Annotated in this window: 16 protein-coding genes; 1 reads left to right on the forward strand and 15 read right to left on the reverse strand. The window is 36.6% G+C overall.

The window, feature by feature from the left end; translation table 11 throughout:
* Position 1 precedes the first annotated feature (1 nt).
* The gene (locus DCC35_RS06680; protein WP_137090049.1) at positions 2 to 358 is read left to right on the forward strand and encodes a hypothetical protein; all 357 of its coding nucleotides are present in this window, start codon (positions 2 to 4) and stop codon (positions 356 to 358) included.
* An 11-nt stretch (positions 359 to 369) separates the two neighbouring features.
* Here the strand turns inward: DCC35_RS06680 and DCC35_RS06685 are convergent, their stop codons facing one another.
* From DCC35_RS06685 to DCC35_RS21775, 15 genes are all read right to left on the reverse strand, one after another.
* The gene (locus tag DCC35_RS06685) at positions 370 to 1,014 is read right to left on the reverse strand and encodes a TIGR02117 family protein (protein WP_137090050.1); all 645 of its coding nucleotides are present in this window, start codon (positions 1,012 to 1,014) and stop codon (positions 370 to 372) included.
* A 110-nt stretch (positions 1,015 to 1,124) separates the two neighbouring features.
* A complete protein-coding gene (locus DCC35_RS06690) occupies positions 1,125 to 1,847 on the reverse strand; it encodes a hypothetical protein (protein WP_137090051.1) in 723 nt (240 codons plus the stop codon).
* A gap of 182 nt (positions 1,848 to 2,029) precedes the next feature.
* The gene (locus DCC35_RS06695; RefSeq protein WP_137090052.1) at positions 2,030 to 2,440 is read right to left on the reverse strand and encodes an STAS/SEC14 domain-containing protein; all 411 of its coding nucleotides are present in this window, start codon (positions 2,438 to 2,440) and stop codon (positions 2,030 to 2,032) included.
* Between the two features lie 303 nt (positions 2,441 to 2,743).
* Complete coding sequence (locus tag DCC35_RS20850; protein WP_217495930.1) at positions 2,744 to 3,025, reverse strand: 3-hydroxyacyl-CoA dehydrogenase family protein; 282 nt, start codon at positions 3,023 to 3,025, stop codon at positions 2,744 to 2,746.
* Between the two features lie 17 nt (positions 3,026 to 3,042).
* On the reverse strand, positions 3,043 to 3,654 hold the full coding sequence (locus tag DCC35_RS20855) for a 3-hydroxyacyl-CoA dehydrogenase NAD-binding domain-containing protein (RefSeq protein ID WP_217495950.1): 612 nt from the start codon (positions 3,652 to 3,654) through the stop codon (positions 3,043 to 3,045).
* 141 nt (positions 3,655 to 3,795) lie between these two features.
* Positions 3,796 to 5,394, reverse strand: coding sequence for a SusD/RagB family nutrient-binding outer membrane lipoprotein (locus DCC35_RS06705; RefSeq protein WP_137090053.1), 1,599 nt, complete (start codon positions 5,392 to 5,394; stop codon positions 3,796 to 3,798).
* 21 nt (positions 5,395 to 5,415) lie between these two features.
* Positions 5,416 to 8,646 (reverse strand): SusC/RagA family TonB-linked outer membrane protein, encoded by a 3,231-nt coding sequence (locus DCC35_RS06710; RefSeq protein ID WP_137090054.1) that lies wholly within the window; start codon positions 8,644 to 8,646, stop codon positions 5,416 to 5,418.
* 482 nt (positions 8,647 to 9,128) lie between these two features.
* Positions 9,129 to 9,923 (reverse strand): hypothetical protein, encoded by a 795-nt coding sequence (locus DCC35_RS06715; RefSeq protein WP_137090055.1) that lies wholly within the window; start codon positions 9,921 to 9,923, stop codon positions 9,129 to 9,131.
* Positions 9,910 to 10,791 (reverse strand): hypothetical protein, encoded by an 882-nt coding sequence (locus DCC35_RS06720; RefSeq protein ID WP_137090056.1) that lies wholly within the window; start codon positions 10,789 to 10,791, stop codon positions 9,910 to 9,912. Before DCC35_RS06720 ends, DCC35_RS06715 begins: the two co-directional genes overlap by 14 nt.
* 86 nt (positions 10,792 to 10,877) lie before the next feature.
* Positions 10,878 to 11,279 (reverse strand): hypothetical protein, encoded by a 402-nt coding sequence (locus DCC35_RS06725; RefSeq protein WP_246070168.1) that lies wholly within the window; start codon positions 11,277 to 11,279, stop codon positions 10,878 to 10,880.
* Between the two features lie 80 nt (positions 11,280 to 11,359).
* A complete protein-coding gene (locus tag DCC35_RS06730) occupies positions 11,360 to 11,752 on the reverse strand; it encodes a hypothetical protein (RefSeq protein ID WP_137090057.1) in 393 nt (130 codons plus the stop codon).
* Between the two features lie 127 nt (positions 11,753 to 11,879).
* Entirely contained in the window at positions 11,880 to 12,719 is an 840-nt protein-coding gene (locus DCC35_RS06735; RefSeq protein WP_137090058.1) for a glycoside hydrolase family 16 protein, read from the reverse strand.
* On the reverse strand, positions 12,700 to 15,006 hold the full coding sequence (gene bglX / locus DCC35_RS06740; protein ID WP_137090059.1) for a beta-glucosidase BglX: 2,307 nt from the start codon (positions 15,004 to 15,006) through the stop codon (positions 12,700 to 12,702). Before bglX ends, DCC35_RS06735 begins: the two co-directional genes overlap by 20 nt.
* 14 nt (positions 15,007 to 15,020) lie before the next feature.
* Positions 15,021 to 16,106 carry a family 16 glycosylhydrolase gene (locus DCC35_RS06745; protein WP_137090060.1) on the reverse strand — a complete coding sequence of 362 codons (1,086 nt, stop codon included), beginning with the start codon at positions 16,104 to 16,106 and terminating at the stop codon, positions 15,021 to 15,023.
* Positions 16,107 to 16,177: 71 nt separating this feature from the next.
* Positions 16,178 to 18,151: a PKD domain-containing protein gene (locus tag DCC35_RS21775; protein WP_317128993.1), complete on the reverse strand. Its 1,974-nt coding sequence runs from the start codon at positions 18,149 to 18,151 to the stop codon at positions 16,178 to 16,180.
* Positions 18,152 to 18,166 lie beyond the last annotated feature (15 nt).

Consider the following 18,166-nt stretch of genomic DNA (forward strand, 5'->3'; position numbering starts at 1 on the left):
AATGAAAAAAATTCTACCTTACATACTTGGAATAATAATGATACTAGGTGGAGTAAATCACCTAATCAATCCGGAAATTTACATTGAAATGATTCCGCCATTTATTGCAAATAATCTGGCAAATATTGGTGCTGGTGTAGTTGAGATTTTGATTGGTATTCTATTTTTTATACCAACCTTCAGGGGAATTGCCGGACTTGCTTTTGCTGGCCTGATGCTTGCCTTTTTGCCTTTACACATTTGGGATGTTTTTAGAGCAGATCCGGTAACCGGGAATACTTTAATTGCAATAATGAGATTAGGACTGCAAATATTATTAATTTATGCGGGCTGGTGGGTGTATAAGAACGAAAGATAGAATCTAATCGGTTATTCATATTTATTTATAATACCGAAATCAAACGGTGTCCAGACACAGGCTCTTAACCCACTGTTTTTTAACACCTTGTTTGTCCAGGAATTACAAGTGTTGAACAGGTTATAGCTACCTGTAGCTTTGTAAAAATTATCATTCGAATGGTATCCTGCTCCTTCAAGAAGCTGGACTTTGCCGTTATCGTATTCAAATGAACTGACTATCTGAGATTTTAATTTTCCTAATTGCTGATGATTTATATTTGTTTTTACCCAATGATCAGAAACGTTTGAATATTTTGTAAGATGGATAAGGGTAGGGCTATCGACAAATAAAGCAGTGATTGCATTTTTTACTGTCAGGTCTGCCCAGGTAGTAGTGTTCAAATAAAAGTTTTCATCTCCCCATCCAAAAGACAAGTATTCCACGGTTGGATTTGTATCTAATTGATTTATAAATGCTGAATCAAAATAATCTATAGGAATAATAATATCAGCGTGAACACCATTCGTACTTAGATAAATCTGATTTTCACCGGCAGATGAATCAAAATCATTATTTACCGGTATCCATGTAAGGATAATGGCGATTAAAAAATATATCAATGGAAGTAAAAGTAAAGAAAAGATTACTTTAAAAAATAATTTCAAATATTTCATACGATTATTTCAAAAGTACAAAATAGCAAATGGATAGTTTATTTCAATTTTTTTAACGAAATACTCGATTTTTTAAGGTATTTATCACTCACAATATTGCAGATATTCAATCAGGATACTTTAATGGTAGTGGGAGGGTAGATTTTCATTCTTTTTTTCACGGGCAGATCTTTTTTTGTATAAAATAATTTTTCCTCGATATTATATGGGTCAATAAAAACCCATAGAAGAATTACGCTAAATGTTAATTCCCATAATTCCCATTTTTTTGAATCATCGATAGACATCACTAAAGCTGTAATACCCAATAGAACAGCTGTTTGAGATGCTTTAGGAATAGGGATACCAAATTCATTAATTATTTTTCTTAGCGAAGTGTTTTTGCGATAGATTATATACCCAAATAAAAAGTAGATCCCGAAAATAACAGTTAACATTTTACCAAATATTAATTTGTTGATTCCGATTCCTAATACTTCAAGGTTGTGAAGATTAGTTTCCTGCTGTTTATTATTTTCCAGGAAAAATTCACTTGATTCAATTGAGAAAATTCTCTGACCCCAGGATATTTCTTCGCCAAAAACAAAGAATAATGCGAATATCATCATCAAATTAAAAAGCTTCCATTTTGCTTTTTTTTCCCTTGAGACTTTGATATATCTTGATAATAAAAGGAGTGAAAAAATCAGGCAGGTTATAGCAGTAAGATTTTCGACCAAACCGTCTTCTTTGGCTAACCTGAGAAATAATTCTAAGTCTACAAAATAGATGACACTGCAAACAATATTAATAATAAGCAGTATGGTAATAGTTATTTTTAGAGTTTTGTTCATGGTTTTAAGGACAATAAATTTGAAATGTTTATTTTCATTAAAACCGGCGAGATACGATCTGTAAATAAATTACCTAATTATTAATTAAAATTTTAGTTTTTTGAGTCTAAATTTGAATAGTCTAAAATAAAAAATGGACCTGGCATTACCAGGTCCATTTTTATTTTTTATTAGCTTTGAGATTAAGCGTTTTCTAATGTAGTGTTGGATAGGGCAAGCCAATCGCGGGCGTTTTCTAGTGAATCAAAATGGTTCATCATTTTGTTTTCAGTCTTTTTATTAATGCTACCAACATATACCTGCTTGAAAATGTCAGAATCCATTACCACAGCTATTCTTGACAATCCATACCCGATAGCTTTAGGTATTGCTTCGTCTTGTAACCATCTCGAGGACGAGGGCCCTACAACTCCTTCTTTTCTTATGTCAGATAACCATCCAGTTGCTCCGAAATCTTTCAGAAATTCGATTCCTTTTGTGAATAATAATTTATAGGTATCAGCATCCTGATATTTTTTCCAGATAAGTTCTATAGAATTGGTTTCCTGGTTAAAGTAAAGGTCTGCTTTGTCGTGTTCAAAAAGTAATTTCATATTAAAGGAATAATTGAGTTAAAAAATTTACCGCAATTTCCAGAATAACTGATTTATTCGCCATATAATGTAAGATGAGTTACTATATATGTAGGCTTTCATAAGACAGAAATCCATAAGAAAACAAGAAGGCAGATAACTTACAATTGATTTAAATCAAATAGCCTGTAAAACTCATTATTTAATACTATTTTAAATAATTATAATCAATGTTAGTATCCAGGCATTTTCGACTTTATAGCAACATTACGTTAATGTAACATTTTTCTGTTTACAGGATAGTTATTTTTAATAAGTGAGTAATTATTTAAGGAAGTTTTCCTTGGTAAAAGCAGGTTCAGGATAATTGTAAATTCCTTCACCTACAATCAACCCCATTTTCTCCTTCTTGATGAAATTTTCATAAATGAATTTTACCCGCCTGGCTGAAGCATCAGAATTTTCTTGGTTATCGATCAATTTACAAACATCGTATACTGTTTTCATACCAATCATATCCATAATTGCAGCAGGACCTAATGGGCCACCCATTCCAATCATCCAGGTTTTATCAATATCCTCAGCTGAGGCAATATCGTTTGCCATAAGATCAATAGCTGCAACTAAAAAGGAACAAGTAAAGAATTAATGACATAACCAGAATGTTCTTTCTTGATTACTATTGGCACCATTCCAATATCCCTGGCAAATTGCACTACGGTATCAAAAATTTCAGGATCTGTTTCTTTATGTCCCATCACCTCACCAATGTTTGCTTTCCAGATTTGATTGGCAAAATGCAATGCAAGAAACATATCAGGTCTTCCTGTTTCCCGTGCATACATACTCGGTATGGTGGTTGAAGAATTGGTTGTAAAAATGGTTTTTTCCGGTGCTACAATAGCCAGTTCTTTGTAAAAAGCAGTTTTGATTTCCGGGTCTTCAGGGATAGATTCGTTGATAAGGTCGGCATCTTTTACAGCTTCTGCCAAATTAGTAGTGTAGGTAAGTCTTTCATGTGTTTCTTTAATTTGCTGATCCGAAGCATTCATTTCATTTTTATAGATTTTTCCGTACCGGTTATGAAGATCTTTACAATGCTCAATTCCTTTTTCAAAAGCATCATAAACGGTAACATTAAACCCACTAAAAGCTACTTGAAAAGAAATTTGTGATCCGAGAGTTCCCCTCCTGCAATGGTGATATTTTTTATAGACATAGATAAGTTGGTTGATTGGTTTCTATTTAATTTAGCTAATAAAATATAAACAGCTAATTGAATAGATTCCTAATTTTTGATTTAAGGCTAAATTAAAGGGTACAACATAAAAACAGCCGGTAAGACTACCGGCTGTTACATATTGGTTAATTGAATTTTAGTTTACATCCCAAAAGATTCTCGTGTACTTTTCATCACCTCCAATAGCTTGTGATGCTGCTGCTACGTTGTCTCCGTTTAACTGATCTTCGATTAATGGATAAGTCAATCGTAACGGAACTGTTACTTCGGTGTCACCTTCAAGGGGTTTTAATGTGTCATGATTGAGTCTCTTCCATGAGTTCCATGATTCTACACCCATATCATATAGTGCGATCCAAAGTTGACGACCTATTTTATTTCTCCAATCACCATCAGCAGTGGCGTAAGCGACCTCTAGCTGAGAAATATAATCTTCATATCCATTGACTCCCCATTGATCAAACGATGCCTCTATACCTGCATTATAATGTTCTTCTGCCGTTCCTGATACATTGTATCCACCTCTTTCAACTGCTTCCGCAAGTAAAAACTCTACTTCTGAATAACTCATGATAGTTCCGGGAAGAGAAGGATCAGCATAAAGAGCAGGTCCTACCTTTGCATGAGTGACGAATGAATTATTTTCACCAATCAATCCACCCCTGAAAACTCTGGGGTTCAGGTTGGCATCCGAAGCCGAAATAGTGAATGTACCTTGCTGCCAGGATAATGAATCAGAACCATTGACAGCATCCCAGACAATAAAATAACCGGGAGAATCAACAATTGTCGAATCGAGTCTGTTATTATTGTCATCAGTTCGATACCCAAATGCCACAGGAGTTGCAAACGCAGTAATCCTCGGGTCCTGAAGGGAATTAAGAACATCTCCGACAGTTTCGGCAAGAATAAAGTCTTGTCTTCCGCTCAAGACAAGATCTTCATATACGGGATTGGTATTCGGTGCAGCACTCAGATATTCCAGCGATGCATTGTCAGCATTGCTTTCAAATATGCCAGCTGAAAGGGCTTCATTTACCAGCGATGTAGATCTGTTAGGATCAACATCTGCATATCGCATGCCTATTCTCAGCTTGAGAGTATTAGCAAATTTCATCCATTTACTCAGGTCATCATGATACAGGATGTCCTGTGTAGCTCCAAATGCCGGCTGTGATTCATCAAGATTGCTCAAAGCCGTATTTATTTTCATTATGATTTCATCGTAAATGGCCTGAGCATCATCATAGACCGGTGTAATATTATCTGGATCCAAAGCCTCTGAGTATGGTACATTTCCAAATACATCTACCAAAGTATGATATAAATACGCTTCGAAAATGTTTATTATCGCTATTTGATTAGTGAGCTCTTCCGGATTTGTCGGTTCATTCTCCAGATCTGAATTAATCAGATTTTTTGCTTCATTCAGATCAGAAAGAGCATCAACGTAAATTGAAAACCAGAAATTTTCCGGAATGGTTCTGGAAGTTAAATTATATCTGGTTTCTTCCGGGTACGTGGTCGTTGTAAAGTATTGAACATATAAATTAAAAACATTTTCATTTACATTTATACTATTCAGGATATCGAATCCATTTTTTAGTCCATTACTAAACAAAGAGGAGGCAGGAACCTGGGCAGGATTTTTTTTGTCCGTATTAAGTTCATCCAGCCTGTCATCACAACCAAAGGCGATGACTGAAATTATGATTATGGATATTATCTTTTTCATGACTAATTTAAATTTAACTGATTAAAAAGTTGCATCGACTTTAAACCCAAAGGTTCGTACTGTGGGGTATGCCCCGGTAATAAATCCCTGGCTTACACCTGCTCCAAGTCCGGATTCAGGATCTGCATAAGGAAGGTTTTTATCGATGATCCAAAGATTTCTTCCTACAAATGATAGACTCAGTTTTTCAAGGACATTATCAAATAGACTTCTGGGGAAAGTATAGGTCAGTGATAATTCTCTTAGTCTTACGAATCCGGCATCATAAACTGTCATTGTGTTGGGGTTATAATCATCATTACCCCAGTAAAATGCTCCATTATAGGCCATAGCTTCTCCGTAAGTAGTATTCGGTTCACCAGCTTCAGTTACACCTTCATATAGGAATCCACCTCCATCAGCAACCGGAGATCTTATCGGATTACCTTTATCGTTTAAACCTGCAGTTTCAGGATATAAACCTGTTCCCCGACCATAGTGCATATCAAGAGAGTATATGTCGCCTCCTTTTTGGATATCAATGAGGAAACCAAGGGAAAGTGATTTATAACTGAAGGTGTTATTTATACCCATAGTCCAATCCGGGTTTGGATCACCAATGATCTGATCTGTTACTGCCACGGGGTAGCCATCTGAATTAATTACTCGTTGGCCATCTATATATTGGTATCCGGTTCCTTTGAGCACGCCAAAAGGCTGACCAACCTGGGCATTTGATGTTACACCACTCTGATAGGAGGCAAAAACGTAGGTTTGGACATCACCGATCAATGATTTTACCTCACTGCGATTTCGGGTGAAGTTAACGGTCGTATTAAATCTGAAATCATTATTTTTGATCCAGTCACCACCAATCATTAGTTCTATACCCTTATTTTCAATTTCGCCGGCATTAATAAATGTTGCATCATATCCGGTTGCTTGTGATACTTTAACAGCCATTAACTGGTTGTCCGTTGTCCGGTTATAATAGGCTAAATCAAAATTGAATCTTTGCTTGAAAAGGGTAAGTGCCAGACCAACTTCCCATTCCCGTGTTAATTCAGGTTTTAGCTGATCATTGTTTTTTTCGTCTGGTAAAGAGGTTAATACAGCACCACCAAAATTATTAATCCGTTCATATGTTTGTTTTACTCTTAGTGGCCTGGTGTCATTACCAACTGTACCATAACTGGCTCGGAATTTTCCAAAATCCATCCAGTCAATACTGAACATTTCAGAGAATACATAACCAAGACCTATAGACCAGTAATCGTATTGATTATTTTCTACAGGTAAAGTTGAAGTAACATCGATACGATAATTACCATCCAGGTAGAAAGTATTTTGCCAGCCAATATTAACATTACCAAAATAGCCATATACTTCTCTTTGCCAGAGCCTTTCATCAGGAAATGGGTTTGGGAATAAAGAGTTGCTTAAGCTGTAAAGATCCGGAACTGCCAATCCTCCGCTGGTTGATTCCCATATGAAATCATAATTTTCCCTTCTTAAGTTAAAGCCTAAAAGACCTGCTATATTCAAATCGTCAGTGATTTGTTTATTAGCATTAAGTAATGCATTGTAATTAAATTCCTCACTGTCAATGGTATATTTCTGGTAACCTGAGGGTACTTCCAACCTGTTCACAGTAAATTCAGCAGGAACACTTCCTACAGCTCTTCTTTCTTCTCTGAGCCAGTTATACATGTCGCCTGAAAATCTCAGGTTCAGACTTAACCAATCGAGAATCTGGTAATTAACACCGACTTTCATAATAAAGCGATCTCTAAGGTCTGAATTAAAGTTTTTGAACCTTGTCCAATAAGGGTTATCCCAGTAAATCGGTCTTGTAGGGTCAGAAGTAGGGTCAGCAGCATTCCAGGTATAATTTTTACCTGTTCTGTGAAATATTTCCTCCTGTGCTTTAATGTCTACATTGGTTTGCCACCATTGCCTGTATTGGGACATTAGATTATCTGAATATCCGGTACTGTAACGACCTATTACATCATTACGATTATATTGAAAGAAAATATCTGTGGTAAGCTTTTTATTTAGTTTAGCACTTCCATTAAAGTTTATGGTATTTTTTGTCATTTCAGAATTGGGTAGTATACCATTTTGATTCACATTGGTATAACTCACTCTATAGGAGAGATTCTCATTTCCGCCAAAAAGAGCAATGGTGTTATCCCAGATAGTTTGTGTTTCAAAAAACTCTACCGGATCGTTTGCTCCTGCTACCCATGGTCTGGAAGTTCTGTAAAATTCAGATTCAGGAACAAAGGCATCCCAGTGATATACGTTTAGTGAAGGATCGAAAGCACCACCAAAAGAGGCATCTTCGGTAGTAGGTACTACAAGATCATCTATTCCATCACCATCAACATCTAAATCATTAAAATATCCTGTAGAGCCATAATAGGCTCCATAACCGGCTCCATATTCTTTTTGATATTCTGCAAAAGTAGACTTATCAATAGTACCAACGGTAAACCCTGAGCTTACGCTTATTCCTAATCCTTGCCTGTTCTGTCCTTTTTTGGTCGTAATTAAGATCACTCCATTCTGACCCCTTGAACCATACAGAGCAGTAGCTGCTGCGCCTTTTAATATTGACATTGATTCAATGTCTTCGGGATTTATATCGGCAGCCGGGTTGCCGTAATCGTAACCGTTACGACCATTTATCTGCCCTTCTTCATTTTCAGTAGCATTATTTATTGGTGTGCCATCTATAACAAATAAAGGCTGGTTGTTTGTGAAAGAAGAGTTACCACGAATAATTATATTCGTTGATCCTCCCATGGTATTATTCTGCCTGACATTTACACCAGCAGCTTTTCCGGAAAGAGAATTGATGAAGTTGGTTTCTTTTACTTTGCTTACAGCATCTGAGTCCAGCGTTTGTTGTGAGTAACCTAATGAAGCTTTTTCCCTGGAAATGTTCATTGCTGTCACTACTACTTCACTGAGCTGTTGAATGTCTTCTCGTAAAACAACATCGATAGTGCTTTTCGAACCAACTGGAATTTCCTGGGAAACATAACCAATAGATGAATAAACAAGAATGGATTCAGACGAAGGCACGTTTATAGAATACTTACCTTCTATGTCTGTAACTACACCTGTACTGGTACCTTTTATCAGTACATTTACACCGGGTATGCCATTACCGCCCTGGTCAGTAACATAGCCGGATACGTTTTTATCCTGCCCGATTGCGATAAAGCTAACCAGGCAGAATGCCATTAAGTAAATTTTTAACATAAGAGTGTGGTTTGGTTTAATAAAATTAACCGAGGTAAGATTTAACGAGTATTATAAATTTACTTAATAATATTTATAAATAAAATAATGTTAATTGCTTTAAAATGGATTTTTATTAAATTTAAATTGTATTATTTCTATATTTTTAAAATACCATGGAATGGGGGTTTTACGTATTTTATCCATAGATTACCTGGAAAGGTATAACCCTGCATTTATTTTAGTATTCAACAATTCGCTTTTATTAAATTATTGATAAATATGAGGAGAAAATAAAAAGAAATTCAATTAATGATGATTCACCGGCTGGAAAATATCATTCATTTTGGGGGATTAAATTGAATATTTAAATGCTGCTATTTTCAATTAAAATAAGCCTTATAGCTTTTGTATTAATGGCTATATTTTTTGAATTAGTATTATTTCTAGTTGAAAGGAATAAAAAATATTATTCATTTTATGCTTTACAAGTTCTGGACTAATTATAATATGTACTGAAGTCCTATGTTCAGACCTATTTGGCTAAAATCTTGTCTGATATCACTTTCAGTAATCTCATAATTAGCTGAATTGTCCTTTTGGCCATCAATTTTTCGATCTAAAAGTTGACCTTCGGTATAATGGAAAGAAATATTTATTATTGATATAGAAGAAACTAAACTAAGGTTATCATTTAAATCATAATTAAGTTCTATACCAGATTTTATCCCCAAATTCATTTTTGAGGTGAGGCTTCTTTTAATTTCATGATTTTCATATGTATCAAAATAGAAGTCGTAATAACTATAGCTTTGCCGTTGATATTGTTTAGAAAAGGCCATAGTGGCTCCGAAACTAAAAGCAAATTCAATTTGTTCATTTAAAGGGTGATAAATTTTTAATAGTGGAGAAATATAATATGAATTATTATAAAACTTGTTTGATCCATAGCTACCCATTATCATGAAACTGTTACAATCGCAGTTAAAATATTCAGAGACATCATTGAAGTATTCATGTCCAGTAAAAAGTTGAGTTTTAGCATCAATTGCCACTGATAATGTTGTATTTAATCGATACTCAATTTTTAAACCAATATTCATCCCTCTACCGTTGGGAACTTTAGAGGGCTTATTTTGAGCCACAGAATCTATCATCCCTGTGATTCCAAATTGTTCTTCCGGATTCATTGAAAGAGAATAGCCAGAATAAATTTCCATTGAAACCTGGGCAATAGTAGTTTTGCCACTGAAAATTAACAGGGAAACGAATAAGAGCAAGAATTTATTCATCTTCATTTTTATTAAAAGTAAAACGAATTCCTAATTCTATTGTGAGAGAATTAAGGACAAGCTGTTGTTCCGGAATATTATATTGATATTCATTTGACGGATCTATTATTGGATCTTTTCCGTAAGAGTTAAATCCAGTGATAGGGTAGAATTCTTTATTTGTGTATTTAATATAATACAGAGAGGGATCAAGGTCATACTTTTCTGCTTGCTTACTATATTTGAGATATCCTTTTTTGGGAGTATAAAATTGATTTTGAATACCAATTGAAAAATATAGTTCGGTTTGATTTTTTAAAGGATAAGTTGTATTCAGACCCATGGTATAGCCTAAAGAAAAAGACCTGCCAGTTTCATAAATTCTATAATATTCTCCGTCAAGTTCTTGTTCATGTCTGATTTTAGCTAAACCAAGCAGTAATCCTCCGTAAAAATTCATTTGAATTTCACCAACTTTGTTATTCAAGAGAACACTTGGAATAAAATTAATTGCGTTTACATCCCATGAAAGACTTATTCTATCATATAAATTACGATTGTAATTGTAGTTAGTGAAATACTGAAATTGCGTTTCCAGGGAAATTTGATCCGATATTTGCTTGCCTGCTGATAAATTGAATGATATTCCTTTTGATAAAGAGTAATCTGTTTCTCGCAGATGATCAGGCACAATAAACGCATCACGATTAGAGAAATTGCTTCGAGGATCATAGCCTGAATAGAAAGGGGTGAAACCAGAGAAATAATCTAAATCTTGAGCGTAATTAAGGGCAAAATGATTTTTCACACCAACACCAATATAAAAATTATTTTGAGCTGATAATTGAAGACTTGCAATAGTACTCAGTAACAAAATGAGAATACGAAAATACATAGTTGATAATAGATAAATCGCTTAAAGATAAATCCCTCTATCGGCATTTCAAAATGAAAAATAATATGGATTTTATGTCCAGTATTTTATACTGCTGATTTTGGATGAGTCCTAAATAGGTAACCAAATGATATAGCGAAAAGGAAATAAATAACAGAAGCAATTAGAAAGATCAATTCTGTTGTTTTTAAATAAAATTTTAGTATTAATATTCCTCCAATCATGAAATGAGATAAGTTTCCAATCACTATTGCTCTGCCATAAATTCCCCCAAGAATAGAGTTTTTTGATGTCCAGTTTGACATGGCAAATCCAAAATAAAGGGCTCCGATAACTTGAAGAATTATTGAATACTGGTTATTTCCTGATAGTTTATGCATAATCTCATCTGGAAAAAATAACAATGATATTCCCGATATGCCCAGAGTCAAAGCACTTAGAGTCATAATAATCTTTGAAGGAGATTTTAATATTTCGCTATTGCTCATTTTTTGATTTGATAAAGATTGTGGTTCAGTAAATTAAATATCGATGATAGTGATTGAAATTCATTTAATCATGTCAGCACTTACCTGTTAAACAGTTTGCTTAACTTCACTACATATTTTTTTGAGAAAATAAGAAAAATTGAAATAACTCCTACACTGATAAACGCGATGGTGCCCAGTTTACCCCCAAAACCTTTAAGAATTCCCTGTGAGTAGTAAAAGATAAGTCCGCTTAAACCACCTGCAAAAGCAATAGCTGCGAGTGGCATTAGATTAACACTGCTCATACCAACAAAAGACCCACAGAACATGGCAGCTGCAAACGCAGAATGTGAAGTATATTGACTCAAAAGCCCAGCGATTAAGCCAATAATAGCTGAGGAAAGTATCGCATTCAGTCCTGCCTTTTGTAGTGAAAAAGTAATTGTAGAACCGATAACTCCGGCGATTATTAAAAGTAAAGACTGGTGCATACCTTTTTAAACGTATTTAAAGTGAATGCGAATTTAGAAGTTTTAAAAAGAAATAAAAACAAAGAGGCACCTACAATAGGTGCCCCTCAACGGTTGATCCCTCAACAATAAACCCAAACCTTCAGGATCACTCTCCATTCTTTACGATCTCATATACACGAACGTAATCTACTATCATTTTTTGTGGCCAGACTGAATCGTCAATTCCATGTTTTCCGCCCCAGTTTCCTCCTACAGCTACATTAAGGATCAAATGAAATTCCTGGTCGAATGGCCATGTCTCAGACCCGTTATTTTCATTTTCAAAAGTATTGTATACTTTACCGTCGACCATAAACTCAATTTTCTCAGGGCCCCATTTTACCGCATAATCATGAAACTCATTTGAGACAGTTTCGACTAGTAAAGAATCCCCTCTTTGAGTACCCTTATTGTGGTTATATGCGGTTGTATGAACTGTACCGTGAACATTGCCATGGTCATAACCGACGTGTTCCATAATGTCGATCTCACCACTAGCAGGCCAGTTTCCGTATTTCCAGTTAGTCGGTAACATCCAGATTGCCGGCCATGTTCCTTTACCCCTGGGAAGCTTCGCTCGAACTTCTATCATACCATACTTCCAGTCACCTTTATTTTTGGTTTTTATCCTGGCAGAAGAATATTTCACCTTTTCATCATCTCTGTTTTTATGCACTTCAATGATCAAATTGTCATCTTCAACCCTTACATTTTCCTTATTCTTCGTATAGTATTGCAGTTCACTGTTTCCCCATCCGCAAAGGGTTGGACAACCATCTCCCAGGTCATAATCCCATTTTTCAGGGTCAGGACTTCCGGTATAATCAAATTCATCATGCCAAACCAGCTGCTTTTGGTCCTGAGAAGGTTCTGAACTTCCATTTCCACATGAAATAGCCAGGGCAGTAATGAAAAGGATTATTACATTATTGGTTATCTGTTTCATTTGGTATTAGTTTAAAGTTGGCGGATTTTAATTCGCCGGAATTTGGTCCTGTCATCACCTGAAATTCACCAGGCTCTGCTTCGTAATCAAAGTCCCTTGTATAGTAAGCCAGATCTTCAGTAGTCAATTCAAATTGAATCTCTTTTGATTCTCCTGCTTTTATAGCGACTTTTTTAAAGCCTTTAAGCTGCTTTACCGGCCTGGTAATGCTGCCAGTAATATCTCTTGTATAAAGTTGGACGATCTCTTCTCCATCAACATCACTTGTGTTTTTTACAGTTAATTTGATCTGTAACTTGTCATTCATTCCCAACTCATTTTTAGATATCTCAGGTTCGCTGTATTCAAATTCCGAGTAGCTAAGTCCATAACCAAACGGATATAATGGACTTGGATCTATATCATTATGATGAGTGTAGAACACCTGGTTCGGACCTGATGAAGGTCGTCCGGTCATTTTATGATCATAATAGATCGGAACCTGGCCAACAGATCGAGGGAAAGTCATCGTTAACTTTCCTGATGGATTGAATTTACCTGTAAGAACATCTGCAATGGCATTTCCTGCCTCGTGACCAAGATGCCAGGCTTCAACAATTGCAGGAATGTTTTCGTCTTCCCAGCTTATTGCTAATGGCCTTCCGTTCATAAGAACTAAAACTATGTTATCATTAACCTTCTTTAGTTCTTTCAACAACTCAGGTTGTAATCCAGGTAGATCAAGAGTAGATCTGCTTCGACCTTCACCGGACATGTAAGCGGTTTCACCCATAGCAACAATGACTACATCAGAGTTTTTAGCAACCTGGATAGCTTTAGCAAAACCTGATTTATCTTCTTCTTCAATAATTACCTGGTTGAAGAAGTTATTAGGGCCAATTGAAAGCTTAACTCCTTCGGCATATTCAATATCTGCATTTGGGAAGTTTTTTACGATCCCCTCGTATAGTGATACTGCAGTACCTTTATCCGCTGCTCCTCTCCAGTTACCCAGAGGACTGTCTTTATCCTTCATTAAAGGACCAATCAAGCCTATTGAGAGTTCTTTTTCTTTGATAGGCAGCAGGTCATTTTCATTTTTCAGAAGTACAATCGATTTTAATGCAGCCTCATAGGCGAGTTCCAGATGTTCTTCATGAAAAAGGGTTTTTTCCTCTCTTTCTGTATCAAAATATTTATACGGATCATCAAACAGACCCAGGTCATATTTTAATTTCAGAACTCTTCGCACAGCATCATCGATATCTTTTTCTTCGACATCTCCGTTTTCAACAGCTTGTTTAAGATTGTCAATGTATGCAGTTGCTTCCATATCAATATCACTACCGGCATTTAGAGCCATTACTGCAGCTTCGTATTTATCTGCAGCTACACCATGGGTAACAATTTCACCGATTGAGTTCCAGTCAGAAACGACGACACCATCATAATCCCATTCTCCTTTTAACAGTTCTCTCAATAAGAATTCATTAGCAGTAGAAGGGATGCCATCAATATCATTAAAGGCATTCATAAAAGTGGCAACATTCGCATCAGCTGCCGCCTCGAAAGGCGGCAGAATAGTGTTCAATAGCTGATGCTTACCTAAATAAACATTATTATAATCTTTACCGCTTTCTACGAACCCGTATCCTGCAAAATGTTTTGCACAAGCGGCGATAGTATTTATATCACTCAGGTCATTTCCCTGGAATCCATTAACTCTTGCTACAGCGATTTCGCTACCGAGGTAAGCGTCTTCACCGGCTCCTTCCATCACTCGTCCCCATCTGGCATCCCGGCTAATGTCAACCATTGGAGCAAAAGTCCACTGTATTCCTGCAGCTGCGGCTTCTTTAGCGGCAATTGCTGCAGTTCTTTCCATTAGGTCAAGATCCCAGGAAGAACTTTCAGCCAGTGGAAGAGGGAACATAGTTTTATAACCATGAACCACATCAAAGGCAAAAATTAAGGGAATACCCAGTCTCGTGTTTTCAACCACGAATTTCTGAGTCTCGTATGCTTGTTCAGCACCCAGTAAGTTCAATACAGAACCTACCTGTCCTGATTTAAGTTGCTCATATCTGATTTGCTGATTGCCTTCTTTGGCTCCTGGGCCTGTTAGGTCAGGGCCTATAGAATATTGATTTAATTGACCGATCTTTTCTTCGAGGGTCATCAAATTCAGCAAACTGTCTATTTTTTTATTTGCAATACTATCTTTTTCCGAGTCCTCAGTTGTGAGATAAGTCATTGCCACAATACCGACTACAATAAAAGCCAGTATAAGTATATGTTTGTATTTCATTTGTCTCTTGGTAATCAGTTAGCCTGAAAAACGCGTACGTAGTCTACAATCATTTGCTGTGGGAAAGTGGTAGAAGCGTCCGGATTACCCGGCCAGTTTCCACCAACAGCCACGTTAAAAATGAAGAAGAAATTTTCATGGAATTCACTTAGTTGAGCAGGTGTGATATCTGCTTCGTGATATTTGGTATCATCAATATACCATTTAATTGATGTCTCGTCCCATATGATACTGAACACATGAAATTTATCAGCTAAAGTGCCAGATGTAAGAGTTTTTGAACCAGAATAATCAGCTTTAGTACCATCATGATCCCAATGGATAGTGCCGTGAACAGTATTTTCAGAACCACCGACCATTTCCATGATGTCAATTTCTCCACAAGAGGGCCATCCCACAGTTGGAAAATTAGATCCGAGCATCCATAAAGCAGGCCAGATTCCCTGACCTTCCGGCATCAAAGCTCTGATGTCAATCCTTCCATACTGGAACGATTGATTACTCATTGTTACAATTCTGGAAGAAGTATAGTTTTGTCCACTAAAACTTTCTTCTCTGGCTTCAATAGTCAGGTAACCATCTGCAACTGTTGTGTTTTGGCTGCGGTAATATTGAAGTTCATTATTACCCCATCCATTAGATCCTGTTCCGATCTCATGAGTCCAGTCTGAAGATAATGTCGTTCCATCAAACTCATCCTGCCATACTAGGGTATATCCATCATAGGAAAGGGGAGTAGTGTAACCGTCGTCTGGTATTACAACATCACCTTTTTCTATTGTAATTTCTTCCGTATGATTAATATAAACTGAAGAGGTAGCATTTGCTCTTACCTCAAGTGTATAGGTTCCATTTTCGGCATATGTATGTGTTATTTTACCATCATCATCTCTTACCAGGCCATTTCCATCGCCGAAATCGAATTGGTAAAAATTAGCCATGTCAGCTGTTGCCTCAACGTTTATTACGCCATCTGTTATATTTGATTTATCAACAGTTACAACAAGATTTGATGGTGGCTGAGCAGAAGGTCCGTTACTATCTTCTTCACAAGCCAATAAAGTTACACTTACTAGTATCAGACTTAAAATTTTTCTCATGAGGTCAAGGATTATAACCGGCGGCTTTTACGCCACCGGTTTATTATTTAAAACTTCTTATTAACTACGATTTATTGCTGAGCAATATCATCGACATAGAATGTTCCCGCGTCAGCTACACCCCAGCCAGGGAAGATCACGATACGGGCATAAGGACCAGCAGGTGCTCCCGAAACATCAAAAGTCAATTCAACCCATTGATTAGCTGTATCAACTGAAGCATCAACCTCAATGAAATCGTCACTATTGGCAATATTCTCAAGCTTAAACCTGAACGTTCCTGTTGTAGGAGCCCAGACTTTTACTGTCATTGTTGTAGAAGCAGTTAAATCGATTGGATCAGATAGGTCAACAAATAGCCCTGCCCAGGTTTCGTTTCCATGAGTTGTTTCCAGTACTCTTGCACTGGTGTTTATACCTGAAGCATCAGGATTATCCACATATTGATATGTACTACCACCAAAAGTTACCCAGTTTGGCTCAGCACCTTCAAAAGTTAGTGGAAGAGTTGTTTTTTGTTTAATGTCATCGACATAAAAAGTACCCGCGTCTGCAACATTCCATCCCGGGAATATCACAATTCTTGCGTAAGATTTTCCTACAGCGGCAGATACATCGAAAGTAAGCTCAACCCATTCATTGGCAACAGGAACTTCCTGATCAATTTCAATGAAATCATCGCTATTGGCAATGTCTTCTAATTTAAATCTGAATGTTCCGGTTGCCGGAGCCCATACTTTTAGAGAGATCTCAGTTGACTGACTAAAGTCGATTGGCTCATCCAGGTCTACAAATAATCCAGCCCAAGGTTCATTTCCGTGCACAGTTTCTAAAACTCTTGCACTTGTATTAATACCTGATTGATCAGGGTTGTCTACATATTGATAGGTACTATTTCCAAATGTAGTAAATACTGGTTCAAATGTCTCAAATGATAGTGGAAGAGCAACCGGAGTGATTGAAACAACAATTTCTTGTGTTGAAACAGCCTCATCTGTTCCGTCGGTAGCAGTTAGAGTAACCGTATACGTGCCTTCAGCTGCATAAGTATGAACAGGATTTGTTTCAGTACTTGTATTTCCGTCACCAAAATCCCAGGTATAACCTGTAGCATTTTGTGATTCATTAGTAAATGCAACTTCTAAACCATTCGCAGAATAATTAAATACAGAAGAAATAGGTGTCACTCCTGCAGGAATTAATCTGTGATACCATCTTAAATCAGGATTAGTCGCATCCTTAAATCGAAGGAATAGTTCATTTTCACTGATAGAAACTATCTGATATGAATTAACACCCGTTGCGTACCCAATGAATCCACCATTATTAAAACTGATGTTAGTATATCCTTCCGGACCTTCGAAAATTGAGTAGTTGATGTTTTCAGGTGCTGTATAAGGAGCAGTGAAATCACCTACATCAGGATTTTCATATGCACCAGGGAAGTTAGACGCCTGCCCTGCATTAAGGTAGATATCACCATTGGTTTCCTGAATGAATACTGATTCGTTAAGAACAAAAGTATATTCATCATCATACATTCCACCACCCTCTTTTTCATTTGGTCCTGCAGCATACCACTCAGGAACATATGAAGTAGTTGGGCCAACACCAAAATGTCCACCTCTGGAGGCATCGATTACCCAGGTTTTTCCTTCAGGCATGTCGCATCCACCGGTAAGCAGTGATAATACCTCAACATTACAGATCTCAGGGTCTGTGTTTGCGATAGTAATCATTTGAGAAGAGGAAACAGACCCTCCTTTTTCATATACAGTCAGGGTAACCTCATATTCACCGGCAAATGGATAGTATGCCGTTACCTGGTCGCCTTCAGCACTAGAACCATTTCCGAAGTCCCAAACTTTTAGAAAAGCATCTGAAGAACTTGAAAAATTGATCCAGTTTTCACCTTGAGCATCTTGCTCCGCAGTAAATTGCGCATCTTGTTCTGTAGGAGGAGTACCTAAGCTGTACTCTTCCTCTTCACAACCACCCAATATTAACAGGGTGGCTACAAAGAAAATATTTAATAATTTTTTCATGATCTAAAAATATTT

The sequence above is a fragment of the Mangrovivirga cuniculi genome, assembly GCF_005166025.1.
In the GTDB taxonomy this organism is placed as follows: Bacteria; Bacteroidota; Bacteroidia; order Cytophagales; family Cyclobacteriaceae; genus Mangrovivirga; species Mangrovivirga cuniculi.

Bases quoted from the DNA above. Each gene is read 5' to 3' on its own strand.
- DCC35_RS06715 (WP_137090055.1), bottom strand. From the start codon at position 9,923: ATGAAGATGAATAAATTCTTGCTCTTATTCGTTTCCCTGTTAATTTTC.
- DCC35_RS21775 (WP_317128993.1), bottom strand. From the start codon at position 18,151: ATGAAAAAATTATTAAATATTTTCTTTGTAGCCACCCTGTTAATATTG.
- DCC35_RS06705 (WP_137090053.1), bottom strand. From the start codon at position 5,394: ATGAAAAAGATAATATCCATAATCATAATTTCAGTCATCGCCTTTGGT.
- DCC35_RS20850 (WP_217495930.1), bottom strand. From the start codon at position 3,025: ATGGCAAACGATATTGCCTCAGCTGAGGATATTGATAAAACCTGGATG.
- DCC35_RS06725 (WP_246070168.1), bottom strand. From the start codon at position 11,279: ATGAGCAATAGCGAAATATTAAAATCTCCTTCAAAGATTATTATGACT.
- DCC35_RS06745 (WP_137090060.1), bottom strand. From the start codon at position 16,106: ATGAGAAAAATTTTAAGTCTGATACTAGTAAGTGTAACTTTATTGGCT.
- DCC35_RS06735 (WP_137090058.1), bottom strand. From the start codon at position 12,719: ATGAAACAGATAACCAATAATGTAATAATCCTTTTCATTACTGCCCTG.
- DCC35_RS06720 (WP_137090056.1), bottom strand. From the start codon at position 10,791: ATGTATTTTCGTATTCTCATTTTGTTACTGAGTACTATTGCAAGTCTT.
- DCC35_RS06730 (WP_137090057.1), bottom strand. From the start codon at position 11,752: ATGCACCAGTCTTTACTTTTAATAATCGCCGGAGTTATCGGTTCTACA.
- DCC35_RS06710 (WP_137090054.1), bottom strand. From the start codon at position 8,646: ATGTTAAAAATTTACTTAATGGCATTCTGCCTGGTTAGCTTTATCGCA.
- bglX (WP_137090059.1), bottom strand. From the start codon at position 15,006: ATGAAATACAAACATATACTTATACTGGCTTTTATTGTAGTCGGTATT.
- DCC35_RS06685 (WP_137090050.1), bottom strand. From the start codon at position 1,014: ATGAAATATTTGAAATTATTTTTTAAAGTAATCTTTTCTTTACTTTTA.
- DCC35_RS06680 (WP_137090049.1), top strand. From the start codon at position 2: ATGAAAAAAATTCTACCTTACATACTTGGAATAATAATGATACTAGGT.
- DCC35_RS06690 (WP_137090051.1), bottom strand. From the start codon at position 1,847: ATGAACAAAACTCTAAAAATAACTATTACCATACTGCTTATTATTAAT.
- DCC35_RS06695 (WP_137090052.1), bottom strand. From the start codon at position 2,440: ATGAAATTACTTTTTGAACACGACAAAGCAGACCTTTACTTTAACCAG.